A 17,261-nucleotide genomic window follows, 5' to 3' on the forward strand; every position below is an offset into this window, starting at 1 on the left:
AATGGTGCAGCTCGACGGACTGCGCCCGGCCCGGCTCACTGTGGGGATCATTTCCGCAGGCAGGGTAGGTAGCGCACTCGGTGTAGCGCTCGAACGCGCCGACCATGTAGTGGTCGCGTGCGCGGCAATCTCGCATGCCTCCCGGCAGCGCGCCGTGCGCCGTCTGCCGGATAGCCAGGTGTTGCCGGCACCCGACGTCGCCGCCCGCGTGGAGTTGCTGATCCTCGCCGTTCCAGACGCCGAACTTGCCGGTGTGGTCACGGGCCTGGCTGCCACAGGATCGGTGCGGCCGGGCACCATCGTGGTGCACACCTCGGGTGCCAACGGCATAGCTGTACTGGCTCCGCTGACAGACCAGGGTTGTGTACCGCTGGCTATCCACCCGGCCATGACCTTCACCGGCTCGGACGAGGACATCGCGCGACTGTCGGAGACATGCTTCGGGATCACAGCGGCCGACGAGATCGGATATGCCATCGCGCAGTCGCTGGTGCTGGAGATCGGCGGCGAGCCCTTCCGGGTCCGTGAGGACGCCCGCACGCTGTATCACGCCGCGCTGGCACATGCCGGAAACCACGTCATCACCGTGGTGCTCGACGCGGTGGAAGCGCTGCGCGCCGCAGTGGCCGGGCAGGAGTTGCTGGGCCAGGAACTGGTGGGCGACGCCCCCGGCGGTATCGCCGAACGCATCCTCGCGCCACTGGCCCGCGCCTCGCTGGAGAACGCCTTGCAGCGTGGCCAAAGTGCCCTCACCGGACCGGTGGCGCGCGGAGACGCGGCCGCGGTCGTGGCGCATCTGCACGCCCTCGATGAGGTGAATCCCAAACTGGCAGAAGCATATCGAGCCCTATCGCTGCGTACCGCCCAGCGCGCTCACGCACCGGCCGAGGTCTTCACCGCGTTGACGTCAACTTCAGGGAGGCAACCGTGACGGAACGAAAACCGCCGCAGTTCACCAAGAATGAGCTGAATGTCTACAGCAACCCGGCCGATGTGTCGGACCTGTCGCGAGCGCTGCGTGCCACGGGACGCCGGGTGATGCTGGTGCCGACCATGGGTGCGTTGCACGACGGCCATCTGGAACTGGTGCGCGCCGCCAAGAAGGTGCCCGGTGCGGTCGTCGTGGTGTCGATCTTTGTCAACCCCTTGCAATTCGGTGCGGGCGAGGACTTGGATGCCTATCCCAGGACCTTGGACTCGGACGTCGAACTATTGCGCGCCGAGGGTGTCGGGGTGGTGTTCGCGCCGACCGCGGCAGACATGTACCCTGCCGGCCAGCGCACCACCGTACTGCCCGGTCCATTGGGCGCCGACCTCGAAGGTGATTCCCGGCCAACGCATTTCGTGGGCATGTTGACCGTCGTACTCAAGCTGCTGCAGATCGTCCGGCCGGACCGGGCGTTCTTCGGCGAAAAGGATTACCAGCAGCTGGTTCTGGTGCGGCAGATGGTCGACGACCTCAACCTCGACGTGCAGATCGCGGCTGTGCCGATCGTGCGGGAGAACGACGGGCTGGCCATGTCGTCGCGCAACCGCTACCTCGATACCGAGCAGCGCGAGCAGGCCGGGGCGCTATCCGCCGCGCTGTTGGCCGGTAAGTATTCGGCACCGCGCGGTGTGGAGGCCGCGCTGGATGCCGCCCGGGCTGTCCTCGACGAGGTGCCCGCCATCGACGTCGACTACCTGGTGGTGCGGGACCCGTGGCTGGGTCCGGCACCGGCCTCCGGTCCAGCCAGAATGCTGGTGGTGGGCCGGCTGGGCGAGACCAGGCTGTTGGACAACATTGCCATAGACATCGGCGCTTCCGCAGGGATCGACGGGCATCCGCTCGTGGGCCAGGACGGAACCGGCGAATTACCCTGGAGGAATTGATGTTACGCACCATGCTCAAGTCGAAGATTCACCGTGCCACGGTGACTCAGGCGGATCTGCACTATGTCGGATCGGTGACCATCGACGCTGATCTGATGGAAGCTGCGGATCTGCTTGAAGGCGAACAGGTCACTATCGTCGACATCGACAACGGCAACCGCTTGGTCACCTACGCCATCACCGGTACCCGCGGCACCGGCATCATCGGGATCAACGGCGCCGCAGCGCATTTGATTCATCCCGGTGACCTGGTCATCCTGATCGCCTACGGAACCATGGAGGATGCCGAGGCGCGCAGCTTCCAGCCGAGGGTGATATTCGTCGACGGCCAGAACCGCCAGATCGATTTGTCCCATGACGCCGCGTACGTGCCGGACGGTGTCGACGGCCTGCTGTCGCCGCGGTAACAGCGGTGCTGCTCGCGATCGATGTCCGCAACACCCACACCATCGTGGGGTTGGTCGCGGGAACCGGCGATAGTGCAAAGGTAGTGCAGCACTGGCGGATTCGTACTGAATCCGAGGTGACAGCCGATGAGCTCGCGCTGATCATCGACGGTCTGATCGGTGACGACTCCGAAAGGCTGGTTGGGGCAACGGGTTTGTCCACCGTGCCGTCGGTCCTGCATGAAATCCGGGTGATGCTGGACCAGTACTGGCCGTCGGTGCCGCATGTGCTGATCGAGCCCGGCGTGCGCACCGGCATTCCGCTGCTGGTGGACAACCCGAAAGAGGTCGGCGCCGACCGCATCGTCAATTGCCTTGCGGCATACCACAAGTACCGGACCGCGGCCATCGTCGTCGACTTCGGGTCATCCATCTGCGTGGACGTGGTGTCGGCGAAGGGTGAGTTCCTCGGCGGCGCGATCGCGCCAGGCATCCAGGTGTCGTCGGACGCGGCGGCCGCACGCTCAGCGGCACTGCGAAGGGTTGAGCTGACCAGGCCACGGTCGGTTATCGGCAAGAACACCGTCGAATGCATGCAGGCCGGCGCGGTGTTCGGGTTCGCTGCTCTGGTCGACGGCCTGGTCAACCGGATTCGCGCGGACGTCGACGGTTTCTCCGGCAGCAACGTGACGGTGGTCGCCACCGGTCACACTGCACCGCTGGTGTTGCCCGACCTGCGCACCGTGCAGCATTACGACGAACACCTGACCCTGCAGGGCCTGCGGATGGTCTTCGAGCGCAACCGCTCCAACGCCCACCGCACCCGGTGATTTGTGCACAAGTTTGGGCGCTGACCGCACCAAATCGCTCAGAAGAACGTGCGGATCAGTTCGACGACGCGGCGCTCGTCGTCCAGCATCGGGATCATCTGCCACTTGTCGAAGACCGTGCACGGGTGCGAGACCCCGAATTCCAGCCAGTCGCCGACTTCGATGTTCTGGTCGGCCGGCGCCAGTCGTAGGTAGGCGTGCTGGTCGTTGAGCTTCTCGACTCGACTGTCCTCAAGGCCGTACGGCACCGGCAGATCTTGGTCGAACGAGACATCACGGCGGCCCATGCTGACGATGGCCAGATCTGGTTCGGGGCGCGAAATCACCTGAGCCCACACACTCAGCGCGGGTTCGAGGTGCGAATCGTCTGTGCGGCCAAGCGGTGTGGTGCGGGCGTACAGCCCATCGTCGTGGGTCAGGTAGCACCCGCTGCGCAGCACGGTGCGCACCGTCATGTGCTGCGGCCAGCCGGTCAGCAGTTCGGCGACCAGGTCGAAATACGTGCTGCCGCCTGCGGTTACCAGGATGTCTTCCGACTCGAAGAGCGGCGCAAGTCGAATTGTGTTGTCGCGCAATGCCTTCAGATACGCAGTTACCGCCGCGATTGACGGCGCGCCGACATCGTGTCCCGTGGCGGCCTCGTAACCGGCCACGCCGACCAGACGCAACCGGTCCGACGCGGCGACCGCCGCGGCCACCGCGGCCGCGGTCGCGTCATCCCGGCAGCCGGTACGCCCACCGGTCATGCCGATCTCGATGCAGACGTCCACCGGACGTCGGCCGCCGGCGAGGGCAGCGGTCATCAGTTCCACCCCGCGTACCGAGTCCACCCAGCACACCAGATCGAACTCGGGGTGGGTATCCAACTCGGCGGACAGCCAGCGCAGCCCTGCGGCATCGACCAGTTCGTTGGCCAGGATTATCCGCTGCGCGCCGAACGCCCGGAAGACCTGTACCTGGCTGATGGTCGCGAGGGTGACTGCGACCGCTCCGGCACCCAATTGGCGGGCCAGCAGCTGCGGCGCCATGTGGGTCTTGCCGTGCGGTGCGAGCGTGACGCCGCGGCGTCGGCACCAGCGCGCCATGGTCACCAGGTTGTGCGCCAGTGGCTGGGCCCGCAGCGTGCAGACCGGTGACACCGCACCCTCTGCGAATAGTTCCGGCGCCCGGCGGCAGATTTCGGCGACGGTCTGACCCCACCACGCCGACGGCAGACCCTTGTGGTTCCAGGAGATTGTCTGGGCGTGTAAGGCGTCGACGCTGGATAGGTCCAATCCGGTAGCCATGGGCTTCATTTAAGCTGGCATTTCGTGAGCGAAGCCGACAGTACCGATATTCCCGAGCAGTTCCGGATCCGCCAGGCCAAGCGCGAGCGCTTACTGGCCGAGGGCCGCGATCCGTACCCGGTCGAGGTGCCGCGCACGCATACCCTCGCCGAGCTGCGGGCGGCCTACCCAGAGCTTGCTGCCGACACGGCAACCGGCCAGATCGTCGGTATTGCGGGCCGAGTCGTGTTCGCCCGCAATTCAGGGAAATTGTGTTTCGCCACACTGCAGGAAGGCGACGGCACCCAGTTGCAGGCCATGTTGAGCCTGGACAAAGTCGGCCAGGAATCGCTGGACGCGTGGAAGGCCGACGTCGATCTGGGCGACATCGTATTCATCGAAGGCGAAGTGATCAGCTCGCGCCGCGGTGAATTATCGGTGCTAGCTCACAGTTGGCAAATCGTGTCGAAAGCGCTTCGTCCGCTTCCGGTTGCGCACAAGGAACTGAACGAAGAGACTCGGGTTCGGCAGCGATATGTGGACCTGATCGTGCGTCCTGAGGCACGCAATATCGCGCGGCAACGCATTGCGGTAGTGCGCGCGTTGCGGTCCGCACTGGAACGGCGTGGCTTTTTGGAGGTCGAGACGCCGATGCTGCAGACGCTTCCCGGCGGCGCCGCAGCCCGACCATTCGTGACCCACTCGAACGCCCTGGACTCGGATCTGTACCTGCGCATAGCGCCGGAGTTGTTCCTGAAGCGATGCCTGGTCGGCGGTTTCGAGAAGGTGTTCGAGCTGAATCGGAACTTTCGTAACGAAGGTGCCGATTCTACACATTCACCGGAATTCGCCATGCTGGAGACATATCAGGCCTACGGCACATATGACGATTCCGCGATCGTGACGCGTGAGTTAATTCAGGAGGTCGCCGACGAGGCGATTGGCACCCGGTCGGTGCCGCTGCCCGACGGCTCGACGTACGACCTGGATGGTGAATGGGCGACCCTCGAAATGTATCCGTCACTGTCAGAGGCGCTCGGCGAGGAGATCACACCGGAGACCTCGCCGGAGTACCTCTGGAAGTTGGCCGACCGCCTGGGGGCCGAGATCCCGCGTGATCGTGGTTACGGCCACGGCAAATTGGTCGAGGAGCTGTGGGAACACACCGTCGGTGACCACCTGTGGGCACCGACGTTCGTCCGCGACTTCCCGGTCGAGACCACGCCGTTGACGCGGGCCCATCGCAGCATTCCGGGCGTCACTGAGAAATGGGATCTCTACATCCGCAAGTTCGAGCTGGCGACCGGCTACTCCGAGTTGGTGGACCCGGTGATTCAGCGCGAGCGTTTCGAAGCTCAGGCCCGCGCGGCCGCCGCCGGTGATGACGAGGCAATGCGACTCGATGAGGATTTCCTAATCGCATTGGAGTACGCGATGCCACCGACGACAGGTACCGGAATGGGGCTCGATCGCTTGTTGATGGCGCTGACAGGACTGACAATTCGCGAGACTGTTTTGTTTCCGATTGTGCGGCGCCAAGGCGACTGATTCCCGTAGTCTCGGTGCGGTTGTTGAAGGAATTGCTGTCTTATGTCACTCTTGAGCCAACACAGAGCTGATTCTGTGATTTCCGCCCAGGTAGAAGGGTAAGTGTGGGCCAATGGCAAAGAAAGTAACCGTCACACTCGTCGACGATTTCGACGGTGAAGGTGCCGCGGATGAGACGGTCGAATTCGCGCTCGACGGCGTGAACTACGAGATCGATCTCACTGCCAAGAACGCCGCCAAACTCCGCAGCGATTTGAAGAAGTGGGTCGAGGCAAGCCGTCGCGTCGGCGGTCGCCGTCGCGGCCGTTCCACCGGTTCGGCTCGTGGCCGGGCGTCGATCGATCGTGAGCAGAGTGCCGCCATCCGCGAGTGGGCCCGCCGCAATGGTCACAATGTCTCCAGCCGTGGCCGGATACCGGCCGAGGTGATCGACGCATTCCACGCCGCGACCTAAAAATTCCCACGTAGTTCCGGCGTAATTCGGACGTTGTTCTGAACGTGGTTGCGGGGGTCCGCCCCGCCGTTCGCTCAAGGCGTAGCCCGGGGTTCTGAATTCCGGAATCGTTTCGTTAGCCCTGCACGTTGCTATTTTCGCTGCGTTCGACAGTCGCGCGGTAGTTCCTACATGCGGGGACACCGCGCGGCGGTCGGCGTCACTGCCTATTAGAGTGGTCGGTAGGCGCGGAGCGCGGCGACACGCGTAGTGACGTGGCAAGAGCTGCGCTATCTGATGGAGAGCAGGTAACCACCGATGTTCGAGAGATTCACCGACCGGGCCCGTCGGGTTGTCGTCCTGGCTCAAGAAGAAGCCCGGATGCTCAACCACAACTACATCGGGACCGAGCACATCCTGCTCGGCCTGATCCACGAGGGTGAAGGCGTAGCCGCCAAGTCACTGGAGTCGCTGGGTATCTCGCTGGAAGGCGTGCGCAGCCAGGTCGAGGAGATCATCGGCCAGGGCCAGCAGGCACCGTCCGGCCACATCCCCTTCACTCCACGTGCCAAGAAGGTTCTCGAGCTGTCCCTGCGCGAGGCGCTGCAGCTCGGCCACAACTACATCGGCACCGAGCACATTCTGCTCGGCCTGATTCGCGAGGGCGAGGGCGTCGCGGCCCAGGTGCTGGTCAAGCTCGGCGCCGAGCTGACGCGCGTGCGTCAGCAGGTGATCCAGTTGCTGAGCGGCTACCAGGGCAAGGAGACGGCCGAGGCCGGTACCGGTGGCCGCGGTGGCGAGACGGGCAACCCGTCGACGTCGCTCGTGCTCGACCAGTTCGGTCGTAACCTGACCGCCGCTGCCGCTGAAGGCAAGCTCGATCCGGTCATCGGCCGCGAGAAGGAAATCGAGCGGGTCATGCAGGTGCTGAGCCGTCGCACCAAGAACAACCCGGTGCTGATCGGTGAGCCCGGCGTCGGTAAGACCGCCGTCGTCGAGGGCCTGGCCCAGGCCATCGTCCATGGCGAGGTGCCCGAGACGCTAAAGGACAAGCAGCTGTACACCCTGGACCTCGGGTCCCTGGTGGCCGGCAGCCGCTACCGCGGTGACTTCGAAGAGCGCCTGAAGAAGGTGCTCAAGGAGATCAACACCCGCGGCGACATCATCCTGTTCATCGACGAGCTGCACACGCTGGTCGGTGCAGGCGCTGCCGAAGGCGCCATCGACGCGGCCTCGATCCTGAAGCCCAAGCTGGCTCGTGGTGAGCTGCAGACCATCGGTGCCACCACCCTCGACGAGTACCGCAAGTACATCGAGAAGGACGCCGCCCTGGAGCGCCGGTTCCAGCCGGTCCAGGTGGGCGAGCCGACCGTCGAGCACACCATCGAGATCCTCAAGGGTCTGCGCGATCGGTACGAGGCGCACCACCGCGTCTCCATCACCGACGGTGCACTGGTGGCCGCGGCCACCCTGGCCGACCGGTACATCAACGACCGGTTCCTGCCGGACAAGGCCATCGACCTGATCGACGAGGCCGGTGCCCGGATGCGCATCCGCCGGATGACCGCTCCGCCAGACCTGCGCGAGTTCGACGAGAAGATCGCCGACGCCCGCCGGGAGAAGGAATCGGCCATCGACGCGCAGGACTTCGAGAAGGCCGCGCGGCTGCGCGACTCCGAGAAGACCCTTGTTGCTCAGCGCGCCGAGCGCGAAAAGCAGTGGCGCTCAGGTGATCTCGACGTCGTGGCCGAGGTTGACGACGAGCAGATCGCCGAGGTTCTGGGCAACTGGACCGGCATCCCCGTGTTCAAGCTGACCGAGGCCGAGACCACGCGTCTGCTGCGCATGGAAGATGAGCTGCACAAGCGGATCATCGGCCAGGTCGACGCTGTCAAGGCAGTGTCGAAGGCGATCCGCCGCACCCGCGCCGGCCTGAAGGACCCGAAGCGTCCGTCCGGTTCGTTCATCTTCGCCGGCCCGTCCGGTGTCGGTAAGACCGAGCTGAGCAAGGCGCTGGCCGAGTTCCTGTTCGGCGACGACGACGCACTGATCCAGATCGACATGGGCGAGTTCCACGACCGCTTCACCGCGTCGCGGCTGTTCGGTGCCCCTCCGGGCTACGTCGGCTACGAAGAGGGCGGCCAGCTCACCGAGAAGGTGCGCCGTAAGCCGTTCAGCGTGGTGCTGTTCGACGAGATCGAGAAGGCGCACCAGGAGATCTACAACAGCCTGTTGCAGGTCCTGGAAGACGGCCGCCTCACCGACGGTCAGGGTCGTACGGTCGACTTCAAGAACACCGTGCTGATCTTCACCTCGAACCTCGGCACCAGCGACATCAGCAAGGCAGTTGGCCTCGGCTTCACCCAGGGTGGCGGCGACAACAACTACGAGCGGATGAAGCTCAAGGTGCACGACGAGCTGAAGAAGCACTTCCGCCCGGAGTTCCTGAACCGTATCGACGACATCATCGTCTTCCACCAGTTGACTCAGGACGAGATCGTCCAGATGGTGGAGTTGATGATCGGCCGGGTGGGCAAGCAGCTCAAGGCCAAGGACATGGCGATGGAACTGACGCCGAAGGCCAAGGCGCTGTTGGCTCGTCGCGGTTTCGACCCGGTGCTGGGTGCACGCCCGCTGCGTCGCACCATTCAGCGCGAGATCGAGGACCAGCTCTCGGAGAAGATCCTCTTCGACGAGGTCGGCCCCGGCCAGCTGGTGACTGTCGACGTCGAGAACTGGGACGGCGAGAGCAACGACACCGAGAACGCGAAGTTCACGTTCCACGGTGCTCCGAAGGCGGCAGCTGAGGCCGATCTGGCCGAGGCCGGCGCGGCTGCGACCGAATAACCGTTCAAACGAAAATGCCCTCCCCGGAAAAGGGAGGGCATTTTCGTTTTGTCCCGCGAGGACGATTCAGGTGGCAGGCGCCTACTGGCTCGGCCAGATCCGCGGCGCTGGGCCGGCCGGCGGCTGGGGGCGCAGATTTGCCCCAGGTTGTATTCCGTTTTGCGCTGCGCCCAGGCACGTGCCGAGTCGCCCCGGGCTGCAGTGTCCAGTACCGCCTATACCCGTCGGATTACCGCGGTTGCTCAGGTCTTGGCTGGACCAGCAGATCCCGGTGCGGGGATCGAATTGCTCATTCGCCCTGCAGGGAGCTGCGTCGGCCGCCGGCGGATGCACAACCGGTATGGACACGACGGTTCCGCCCATGAGCACCGCGACTAACAGGGAAGTGCGAATGATGCTCATGGTTGCTTGCTCCCTGTCGGTCCCAGGCTGGATGTGATGAGCAGGGTCATGGGGCGGTGATTTTGGAGTTCGTGTTGATGAAATCCACAGCATCGGTCACCACCTGCCGCTCCGCCTCGAGTGCGGTGGCCTGCAGTTGCAGGACAAAGAAGTCCTTGTCTTTTCCGGGAATGACGACTGTCTTCTCGCCGACGGCCATGTTTTTTCCGCCGTTGGTATAGGTGCCTTTGTATGTGACGGCATCGAAGCCCGAGAATTTGCCCAGCACCGGATCACCGATCGGCTGGAATCCGGGTAGGTCCTGCAACATGCCTGGTGCGTACTGGAGAATGTCGGTGGGGTCGACGTCACCAGTCAGCTTGTTGGCGATCGCGAGCATGGTCGGCGGGTCGGCGGAATCCTTGGGTGTGTCGTAGATGATGCCGCCGTAGGCCCAATCGGGAGTATCGGCTTTCGCGAGTTCGCTCCAGCCCGGAGGGAAGGCCAGCTCGACAGTCGGCGATCCTGGTGACTTCGCCTTATATGGCACCTCGGCGATGTTGTGCTCGACGATGTAATCGTGCAGCGTCTTCTTGGTGCCGTCGGGCCGAGCCGGGGGTGGAGGCAGTGGGGACATCGTGGGTGACGTGGTCTGCGGTGCCGCCGCTGAGGTCGCAGCGGATGTTGACGGCGTCACTTCCTTCTGCGCGCCTCCGCCGCAGCCGACGATGGCAAAGCTCAGTGTCGCGGCACACAGACCGGCCGTCACTGTCGTCAACGGGTTCCTCATGAATTACTTCTCCTCGCCGTCGACAGTCCGATGGACGCGAAATTAGAGCATTCCACGAATTTGTGCGGAAATTGCGCTGATTGACCAGGGTGGTCAGGCCGGGGACGACTTTGAACCCTTGGCCGGCTAGTTCTAGGCCTCGCCCGTTGCCCAGCGCTTCTCGATGCCGCTGATCTTCCAGTAGGAGACGGCGATCAGCCAGGTGACCACGAACAGGCCGACGATGATGAATCCGACGTTGTTCAGATCGATCCCGCTTACCCAGTCGGAGAACGGATTGACCCAATCCATGTTGTCGTGCAGCACGCCGACCAATTCGATGGTGCCGATCAACAGGGCGACCGCGATCGACAGCCCGGTGATGGTCAGGTTGTAGTAGATCTTGCGCACCGGCTTGGCGAAAGCCCAGTCGTAGGCCACGGTCATGAAGAGCCCGTCGGCGGTATCCATCAGGCTCATTCCCGCGGCGAACAGCACCGGCAACGTCAGCACGGCGAACCAGGGGAGACCCGCTGCGGCCCCGGTGCCGGCGAGCGCCAGGAGGGTGACCTCGGTGGCGGTGTCAAAGCCCAGGCCAAATAGCACACCGACCGGGAACATCTGGATCGGACGCCTGATCCGCTTCATCACCGGTCGCAGGATGCGGGCCAGGAATCCACGGTTGTCCAACTGCGCTTCGAGGTCCTGTTCATTGAACTCGCCGCGACGTAGAGCAGTGAGCACCTGCCAGATGCCGATCAGTGCAATGACGTTGATGATCCCGATCAGCCAGAGGAACAGCCCGGAAGCAAGGGTCCCGGCTATCCCGAGCTCATGACGGACCGGAGAGCCGTCGGTGGTCAGTTCGTTGGCGACATTGGCTGCGAGGACCACCAACAGCGCCATGACCAGCACCATCGCGGAATGCCCCATGGCGAACCAGAAGCCGACCGATTTTGGCTTGCTACCGTCCGCAGTCAATTTGCGGGTGGTGTTGTCGATGGCGGCGATGTGGTCGGCATCGAAGGCGTGCCGTAGGCTGAAGGTGTATGCGGTCAGGCCCAGACCAACCCCGAACACCTGGGCTCCGACCTGGTAGTGGTGCGGAGCGATCAGCAGCACCAACGAGCCGAATCCGACGATGTGTAATACGGCGATCACAGTCATCAGGGCGCCGAACTCACGCCAGTCTTTGCGGTCCCAGGCGCGCACCATCCGACGGAACACGCCGGCGGCAGATTCCACCGAATCAGACATTCAAAACACCTCCCCGGGGATCTCGCGTCCCCATCTGGGCCAGGCAGACGGGCGGGTCTGACTCACACCAACGGCGAACGGTGGCGATAACAGTGGCGCGACCGCACCGGATTTACACCGGATTCCGCGTCGTCTACGGCAATAACTGGGCAAGCTAGCATTTCTGCGCGCGCTTTGCCAGGGGCTGTGACGGCACTGTTTATGATTGCGCCACAACACCTTTCGAATTCTGGTCAATTTTGGTGACGCGGGAACCGAAGCAGGTTCAGCTGCGACTAATGCAATGGCATTTGTCATCATTTGGCTGGATCTAGAGGTGGCGACATCCGCGAAGCCCAGCCGTCGGCGAGGTCCTTGAGGTGACTATTGGCCGCTAGTGGGCTTGTTCGAAGGTCGGTTACCCGTTTCACCTGGAACTTCGCCGGTGTATCTTTGTGACCCGTATGACGGTGCATGGAAGCCGGTGTAAATCCGGCACGGTTGCGCCACTGTGAGCCTCTGGGCGAGTCAGGCCTTTCACCGTCCTACATAACCCAATAGGTAGGGGCGCGTGACCCCGGCAGGAGGTTTGACCATGACAAGCATTTCGGTTTCCAAGCCAGGTGTATCGGCTGAGGCGCACCGTGCGCTGTCGGCCACTCGGGTGGCTGTGCTGCTCGGCGTGACGATTTTTCTGGCGCTGCTGACGTACTACTTTGTCGGTGTCGACGAGGGCATGGTCTCGGTATTCGGCAAGACCATGATGGTGCACGAGTGGGTACACGACTCGCGGCACTTCCTCGGCTTCCCCTGCCACTGAGCGGGGACATTCGTGGAAATCCGCGTCATCGGGCGCGGAGCCCTCGCCGGTCTGATCGCCGGCATTCTGGGGTTCCTGTTTGCCCGGATTTTTGCTGAACCCGTCATCGACAAAGCCATCGACTATGAGTCCGGTCGCATGGACGTGCTGTCGGCCCTCAATACCGCGGCGGGCCGGCCGGTAGAAGCGGACGGTCCGGAGCTGTTCAGCCGGTCGATCCAATCCACTGTCGGCGCCGCCACTGGCATCATCGTGTTCTCGGTCGCGATGGGCGCGCTTGTAGCAGTCGCCTATCTGGTGCTGCACGGCCGCTTCGGAGTCAAGCCGAAGGTGCTGGGCTGGGCAGTCGCAGGTTTCGGTTTCCTGGGCGTGTATCTGCTGCCGTTCGTCAAATACCCGGCCAACCCACCGGCCATCGGTCACGACTTCACCATCGAGACCCGCGGTGAGCTGTACCTGGGGATGGTCGCGGCATCGCTGATCCTGCTGGGTCTGGCGGTGTTCGCGGCGCACAAGCTGGTCGGCAAGCTCGGCTGGGCGAAGGCCGTAGGCATCGCGGTGGTCGGGTTCTTCGTGGTGTACGGCGGTCTACTGGCGGCGCTGCCGTCGTTGGGCGATCTGTCGGCCAACGTCGCACATACCGACGAATTCGGATTCGCCCGGGCCGCAACCGAGACGCCTCAGCCGATCATCAACATCCTGTCCACACCGGTGACGGTCGATGGCAGGGTCTACGCGCCCGGCCAGATCGTCTACCCGGGGTTCGACGCCGATCTGCTGTGGAAGTTCCGTTGGTACTCGCTGATCAACCAGGTGCTGATCTGGTCTGTCATCGGAGTGGTGTTCGGCGCTCTGGTACAGCGTTTCCTCAGCGGCGCCACGGACTCGGCCGCGGCCAAGGAGGTTGCTGCCGTCGCGTAGTCGCGAGGTTCAAAGTCGCCCAGACTCGTGCCAGAGTCTGGGCGACTTTCATTGCGTACAGTTTGGGCAACGTGGTCTATAGGAAGGCGCCAACATGCTCGTAGTCACCACCAATGACCTGCCTGGCTGGGAGATTCAGCGGGTGTGCGGCGAGGTGTTCGGGCTGACCGTCCGGTCGCGGAACGCCTTCTCGCAGATGGGAGCTGGCTTCAAGGCGATGTTCGGCGGCGAGCTGCAAGGCATGACCAAGAACCTTGCGGACAGTCGCAACGAAGCGATGGGCCGGCTGATCCAAGAGTGCCGTAACCGCGGGGGTAACGCCATCATCGGGATGCGTTTCGATACCACCGAGATCGGTGATGTGTGGAGCGAGATCTGCGCGTACGGCACTGCGGTGCAAGCGGTGCCGGTGACCGATGCGGCGCGTTATACCGCCCAGCAGCTCGGCTACGGCGGCTGAACTGAGTTCTCACCGCGGCGCCGAAACGGCATTCCAGCAGACCTGTTCTCGAACTTCTACTGCTGGAATGCCGTTTGCGCGGGAGTGGGAGGTACTCGGGAGTTTCGGGCCCTTCTTTTCCGTTGCGGTGCATGATGATTCACCCGAATCGCCGTGGCGGCCGATGACGGAATTACTCCAGCAGCCGGTTGTGTTGGAAGCCCGTGTCGGGCGGGTACGTGCAGCGCTTGCGGCCAGCGGTCGCCGTCAACCCGTGGAGATCGATGCAAGAGTGGCCGCTTCGGTCGCGCACCTCGGTCTGGTGGCCCGGGTGATTTCACCGATGATCGGATCAGCCGCCCTGGGACATTCGGTGACATGGGCGCTGACCGACCTGGCCTGGCAGGACGAACTGGGCGGGCCCTACCCGCTGTCGGTCCGCCTAGCCCCTGAAGCATCGGGCCCGCCCGCAGTCGAGGCCATCACTGAAGCCTTCGGCCGCTTCGGTGTCAGCCCAAAAGTCCTGTGGGGCAACGTCGGATCGGCAGCCAACAGTGCGGCTCAGCAAGTCGCCCGGGTCAGGCCAGAACTTCGGACAGCCGCCCAGACTGCAGCCGACACCATGCTGGCCGACCCACGTATCGACGGGGGAGTGCTGCGGTCAGGCCCCTACTTCCGGCGCACCAGCTGTTGCCTGATCTATCGGTTGGCCGACGACCGGGCTGCTTGCTGCGGGGACTGCGTGCTCAATTGACCCGCGCAGCTACTGCACCGGAAGCAGATCGAACGCCTGCTTGGCGATGCTGAGCAGCCACTGCGCGGCGGTCTGCCCTCGGAACTCCGGCCAGGTCAGCTGGAAGTTCATCACCCAAGGCTGGCCCGTGTGGTCGATGGCGTACCAGCTGAAGCCCACATCACCGGGCAGGTTGCCGCCCTTAGAGCCCACATAGGGCCACTTGGCCGGATCGAGATCGATACCGGCCACCTTCGACATGATGTCGCGTACCGGTGCGGCCGGCCCCACCGCAGCGGTCTGTACCGCGACGTGCTCGCGGCAGATGTCAGCAGCAGTGCCGTACCACTCGGCGCCGATGCTGGATGCGGGCGTGTGGGTGCGCCATGGATCGGGGTCGTACGGACGGTCTTTGGCCTGCTCCAGCAGCGCGGTGCGCTGGGTCTTGTCGCCGTTCTTCCACTGGTCGCGCACGTCCGGTTCGCCCCATCCGATCGAGAACAACTCATGCATGGTGGGGAAGGGCGTCATGCTGGCCGGGTCGTGGTGTCCGGCCGCAACCAGAGCTTGATCCACGGCAGTCGGACCGACCTTGTTGATCAGCATGTCGGTGGCCATGTTGTCGCTGGCCGAGATCATCTGCTGGGCAGCATCGCGGATGGTCACCTGGGCGCCTGGAGAAAGGTGATCCAGGCCCGCCGAGCCAAGCTTCTTGCCCTCCTCGGTGACCGTCACCTTGTCATCCCAGCTGAGCGTGCCAGCGCTGACCGCATGCGCAACCGCAAGCAGCACATACAGTTTCATGATCGACGCCAGCGGCATGGGTTGGTCGACATTGGTGCCTGCGACCTTGACGCACTTCCCGTCGACAATCTTGGCCGCCTGGTAGGAGTAGCGGGCCCCGGATTTCGCGATCTGGGCATCGACGTCGGCCCAGGACTTCACCGGCGGCGGACGAAGCGACACTTCCAGGCGGTCAACGGTGCCGGCCTTGTCGACGTGCAGATTGATGTCTTGGTTCACGCCGTAGGAGTTGGTGACGTGCAGGGTGGACTGGCCGGCCCCGATGTCGATCCCGGTGAGTTTGAACGGCCGGTCCCACCAGATCCACTTGAGCCGGTAGGTGATGTCGTCGACCTGGGACGGTGCCGCCAGCGTCTTGACTCCGGCCGGCTCGAGCGACCAGTTCGAGTTGAGCATGTCCATGGTCTGCCTGGACCGCATGCCCTGCGGAGTGCTCATGTCGATGACCGCGCCATAGGCGGAGCTGGTCATGGGTGCGGGGGCGGCTACGGGCGCACTGCAGCCACCGAGGACGACGGTCACTGTGCTGGCTGCGGCCAGCGCAGTGCGGGTCCTACGCCTGCTGGTCGGAACCAGCAACGTCCAACACAACCTCAAATTCGAGAAGTGACGCACCGGTGGCGACGGGGTTGGCTCGCTGACCTGCGTGAGCCTCGACCGCCGGGCCGTTGGCCCAGGCCTGGAACGCCTCGTCGGACTCCCAGGTGGTCACCACGAAGTAGCGGTTCTCGCCCTTGACCGGGCGAAGCAACTGGAAGCCGAGGAAGCCGGGTTGGTTGTCGACGGCATGGGCACGGTTTGCGAACCGCTTCTCCAATTCAGGGCCGGCGTTGGGGGGAACCTCGATCGCGTTGATCTTCACCACGGGCATGCGGTTAAGGTTACCGCGCCGCCCACTGTGCCGGAGGCGCTCGCTAGACGCAGGGCAGGATGAGACCATGACGAGCGACCTGCTGACCTCCCGTGGCGGCCGCGGTGAACCGATCGTGCTGGTGCACGGATTGATGGGCCGCGGCAGCACCTGGGACCGCCAGCTGCCATGGCTGACCGACCTGGGCGAGGTCTACACCTACGACGCGCCGTGGCACCGAGGCCGTGACGTCGAGGATGCCGAACCCATCAGTACCGAGCGCTTCGTCGCAGATCTGGCCGACGCGGTCGGATCGCTGGGGCGTCCGGCCCGCATCGTCGGACATTCGATGGGTGGGCTGCACGGCTGGTGTCTGGCCGCGACGCGGCCCGATCTGGTGAGCGCCCTGGTCGTGGAGGACATGGCGCCGGACTTCGTCGGCTTCACCACCGGTGCGTGGGAGCCATGGGCGCACGCATTACCGATCGAATTCGATTCGGCGCAGCAGGTTTTCGACCTCTTCGGGCCCATTGCCGGACAGTATTTCCTCGACGCGTTCGACCGAACGCCCACTGGTTGGCGGCTGCACGGCCAGGCCGGACGTTGGGTGCAGATCGCCGCGGAGTGGGGCACCCGCGACTACTGGCAACAATGGGCCGATGTGCGGGTGCCGACACTCTTGATCGAAGCGGGCAATTCGGTGGCTCCGGCGGGGCAGATGTACAAGATGGCGGAAATCGGTTATCGGACAACCTATTTGCAGGTTGCCGGGGCCGGTCATCTGGTGCACGACGACGCCCCCGAGATCTATCGGCAGGCAGTGACCGAGTTCCTGGCCGCTAATTGAACCGGGAGCGGGCGGCCTCCAGGTCGTGCGCGGCACGGTGGCGGTCACGGCTGTCGCCGACGTTGGACAAATATCGGCTGTCGCCGACGTCGGTCCAGTCGTAGTTCCCAAAACCGTTGCGCTTTCCCGGATTCCCGGTGATCAAGCTCAGCACCGAAGCCAGCGTGAACGGCGAGAGCATGATGCCGACCATTTCGAGCAGGTTCAGTGCGTTCATACCAACCATTCTCGGTTTGTCGGCAACCGAATAAACAGTGGCAGTACTGACGCCATGCGATAA

At 64.0% G+C, this 17,261-nt stretch carries 18 protein-coding genes and 2 riboswitches; of the genes, 12 read left to right on the forward strand and 6 right to left on the reverse strand.

The features are described from left to right. Position 1: 1 nt before the first annotated feature. The 4 genes from M2432_RS06435 to M2432_RS06450 are packed head-to-tail and all read left to right on the forward strand — an operon-like array spanning position 2 to position 3,088. The gene (locus M2432_RS06435; RefSeq protein WP_280825931.1) at positions 2–931 is read left to right on the forward strand and encodes a DUF2520 domain-containing protein; all 930 of its coding nucleotides are present in this window, start codon (positions 2–4) and stop codon (positions 929–931) included. Then, on the forward strand, positions 928–1,872 hold the full coding sequence (gene panC / locus M2432_RS06440; RefSeq protein ID WP_280825932.1) for a pantoate--beta-alanine ligase: 945 nt from the start codon (positions 928–930) through the stop codon (positions 1,870–1,872). Before M2432_RS06435 ends, panC begins: the two co-directional genes overlap by 4 nt. Further along, positions 1,872–2,279, forward strand: coding sequence for an aspartate 1-decarboxylase (gene panD / locus M2432_RS06445; RefSeq protein ID WP_280826171.1), 408 nt, complete (start codon positions 1,872–1,874; stop codon positions 2,277–2,279). The genes panC and panD overlap by 1 nt, the downstream gene beginning before the upstream one ends. A 5-nt stretch (positions 2,280–2,284) precedes the next feature. Then, the gene (locus tag M2432_RS06450) at positions 2,285–3,088 is read left to right on the forward strand and encodes a type III pantothenate kinase (RefSeq protein WP_280825933.1); all 804 of its coding nucleotides are present in this window, start codon (positions 2,285–2,287) and stop codon (positions 3,086–3,088) included. A 38-nt stretch (positions 3,089–3,126) separates the two neighbouring features. Here the strand turns inward: M2432_RS06450 and M2432_RS06455 are convergent, their stop codons facing one another. Then, a complete protein-coding gene (locus tag M2432_RS06455) occupies positions 3,127–4,374 on the reverse strand; it encodes an alanine racemase (protein WP_280825934.1) in 1,248 nt (415 codons plus the stop codon). 24 nt (positions 4,375–4,398) lie between these two features. On the opposite strand from M2432_RS06455, the gene lysS reads away from it, so the two are divergent. The 3 genes from lysS (at position 4,399) to clpC1 (ending at position 9,181) form a co-directional block, all read left to right on the forward strand. After that, the gene (lysS, locus tag M2432_RS06460) at positions 4,399–5,901 is read left to right on the forward strand and encodes a lysine--tRNA ligase (protein ID WP_280825935.1); all 1,503 of its coding nucleotides are present in this window, start codon (positions 4,399–4,401) and stop codon (positions 5,899–5,901) included. Positions 5,902–6,013: 112 nt separating this feature from the next. Beyond that, positions 6,014–6,355, forward strand: coding sequence for a histone-like nucleoid-structuring protein Lsr2 (gene lsr2, locus M2432_RS06465; protein WP_280825936.1), 342 nt, complete (start codon positions 6,014–6,016; stop codon positions 6,353–6,355). Between the two features lie 297 nt (positions 6,356–6,652). Continuing rightward, positions 6,653–9,181: an ATP-dependent protease ATP-binding subunit ClpC gene (clpC1, locus tag M2432_RS06470; protein ID WP_280825937.1), complete on the forward strand. Its 2,529-nt coding sequence runs from the start codon at positions 6,653–6,655 to the stop codon at positions 9,179–9,181. Between the two features lie 448 nt (positions 9,182–9,629). On the opposite strand, the gene M2432_RS06475 is transcribed toward clpC1, so the two are convergent. Both M2432_RS06475 and M2432_RS06480 read right to left on the reverse strand, forming a co-directional pair. Next, on the reverse strand, positions 9,630–10,352 hold the full coding sequence (locus M2432_RS06475) for an LpqN/LpqT family lipoprotein (RefSeq protein WP_280825938.1): 723 nt from the start codon (positions 10,350–10,352) through the stop codon (positions 9,630–9,632). A gap of 132 nt (positions 10,353–10,484) precedes the next feature. Beyond that, entirely contained in the window at positions 10,485–11,588 is a 1,104-nt protein-coding gene (locus tag M2432_RS06480; RefSeq protein ID WP_280825939.1) for a HoxN/HupN/NixA family nickel/cobalt transporter, read from the reverse strand. A gap of 32 nt (positions 11,589–11,620) precedes the next feature. Next, positions 11,621–11,762: riboswitch (cobalamin riboswitch) on the reverse strand. A 253-nt stretch (positions 11,763–12,015) separates the two neighbouring features. Then, positions 12,016–12,127, forward strand: a riboswitch (adenosylcobalamin (AdoCbl) riboswitch). Positions 12,128–12,162: 35 nt separating this feature from the next. Between M2432_RS06480 and M2432_RS06485 the strand changes: the two genes are divergently transcribed. From M2432_RS06485 to M2432_RS06500, 4 genes are all read left to right on the forward strand, one after another. Then, entirely contained in the window at positions 12,163–12,387 is a 225-nt protein-coding gene (locus tag M2432_RS06485) for a CbtB-domain containing protein (protein ID WP_280825940.1), read from the forward strand. A 12-nt stretch (positions 12,388–12,399) separates the two neighbouring features. After that, positions 12,400–13,308 (forward strand): CbtA family protein, encoded by a 909-nt coding sequence (locus M2432_RS06490; RefSeq protein WP_280825941.1) that lies wholly within the window; start codon positions 12,400–12,402, stop codon positions 13,306–13,308. Positions 13,309–13,402: 94 nt separating this feature from the next. Continuing rightward, positions 13,403–13,768: a YbjQ family protein gene (locus M2432_RS06495; protein WP_280825942.1), complete on the forward strand. Its 366-nt coding sequence runs from the start codon at positions 13,403–13,405 to the stop codon at positions 13,766–13,768. 67 nt (positions 13,769–13,835) lie between these two features. Then, the gene (locus M2432_RS06500) at positions 13,836–14,501 is read left to right on the forward strand and encodes a (2Fe-2S)-binding protein (RefSeq protein WP_280825943.1); all 666 of its coding nucleotides are present in this window, start codon (positions 13,836–13,838) and stop codon (positions 14,499–14,501) included. A gap of 9 nt (positions 14,502–14,510) precedes the next feature. Here M2432_RS06500 and M2432_RS06505 read toward each other — a convergent pair whose 3' ends face one another. Together M2432_RS06505 and mhuD are read right to left on the reverse strand one after the other, a co-directional pair. After that, positions 14,511–15,806, reverse strand: a complete 1,296-nt coding sequence (locus tag M2432_RS06505; RefSeq protein WP_280826172.1) for a serine hydrolase — start codon at positions 15,804–15,806, stop codon at positions 14,511–14,513. A 31-nt stretch (positions 15,807–15,837) separates the two neighbouring features. Further along, positions 15,838–16,155 carry a mycobilin-forming heme oxygenase MhuD gene (mhuD, locus tag M2432_RS06510; RefSeq protein ID WP_280825944.1) on the reverse strand — a complete coding sequence of 106 codons (318 nt, stop codon included), beginning with the start codon at positions 16,153–16,155 and terminating at the stop codon, positions 15,838–15,840. A 67-nt stretch (positions 16,156–16,222) separates the two neighbouring features. Here mhuD and M2432_RS06515 point away from each other — a divergent pair, with 67 nt between their 5' ends. Then, on the forward strand, positions 16,223–16,981 hold the full coding sequence (locus tag M2432_RS06515; protein WP_280825945.1) for an alpha/beta hydrolase: 759 nt from the start codon (positions 16,223–16,225) through the stop codon (positions 16,979–16,981). Here the strand turns inward: M2432_RS06515 and M2432_RS06520 are convergent. Further along, positions 16,974–17,198 (reverse strand): hypothetical protein, encoded by a 225-nt coding sequence (locus M2432_RS06520; protein ID WP_280825946.1) that lies wholly within the window; start codon positions 17,196–17,198, stop codon positions 16,974–16,976. The genes M2432_RS06515 and M2432_RS06520 overlap by 8 nt on opposite strands. Between the last annotated feature and the right edge of the window lie 63 nt (positions 17,199–17,261).

It is taken from the genome of Mycobacterium sp. OTB74, assembly GCF_029892685.1.
Classification (GTDB): Bacteria; Actinomycetota; Actinomycetes; order Mycobacteriales; family Mycobacteriaceae; genus Mycobacterium.

Bases quoted from the DNA above. Each gene is read 5' to 3' on its own strand.
- M2432_RS06435 (WP_280825931.1), top strand. From the start codon at position 2: ATGGTGCAGCTCGACGGACTGCGCCCGGCCCGGCTCACTGTGGGGATC.
- panD (WP_280826171.1), top strand. From the start codon at position 1,872: ATGTTACGCACCATGCTCAAGTCGAAGATTCACCGTGCCACGGTGACT.
- M2432_RS06455 (WP_280825934.1), bottom strand. From the start codon at position 4,374: ATGGCTACCGGATTGGACCTATCCAGCGTCGACGCCTTACACGCCCAG.
- lsr2 (WP_280825936.1), top strand. From the start codon at position 6,014: ATGGCAAAGAAAGTAACCGTCACACTCGTCGACGATTTCGACGGTGAA.
- clpC1 (WP_280825937.1), top strand. From the start codon at position 6,653: ATGTTCGAGAGATTCACCGACCGGGCCCGTCGGGTTGTCGTCCTGGCT.
- M2432_RS06475 (WP_280825938.1), bottom strand. From the start codon at position 10,352: ATGAGGAACCCGTTGACGACAGTGACGGCCGGTCTGTGTGCCGCGACA.
- M2432_RS06480 (WP_280825939.1), bottom strand. From the start codon at position 11,588: ATGTCTGATTCGGTGGAATCTGCCGCCGGCGTGTTCCGTCGGATGGTG.
- M2432_RS06485 (WP_280825940.1), top strand. From the start codon at position 12,163: ATGACAAGCATTTCGGTTTCCAAGCCAGGTGTATCGGCTGAGGCGCAC.
- M2432_RS06495 (WP_280825942.1), top strand. From the start codon at position 13,403: ATGCTCGTAGTCACCACCAATGACCTGCCTGGCTGGGAGATTCAGCGG.
- M2432_RS06500 (WP_280825943.1), top strand. From the start codon at position 13,836: ATGCCGTTTGCGCGGGAGTGGGAGGTACTCGGGAGTTTCGGGCCCTTC.
- mhuD (WP_280825944.1), bottom strand. From the start codon at position 16,155: ATGCCCGTGGTGAAGATCAACGCGATCGAGGTTCCCCCCAACGCCGGC.
- M2432_RS06515 (WP_280825945.1), top strand. From the start codon at position 16,223: ATGACGAGCGACCTGCTGACCTCCCGTGGCGGCCGCGGTGAACCGATC.
- M2432_RS06520 (WP_280825946.1), bottom strand. From the start codon at position 17,198: ATGAACGCACTGAACCTGCTCGAAATGGTCGGCATCATGCTCTCGCCG.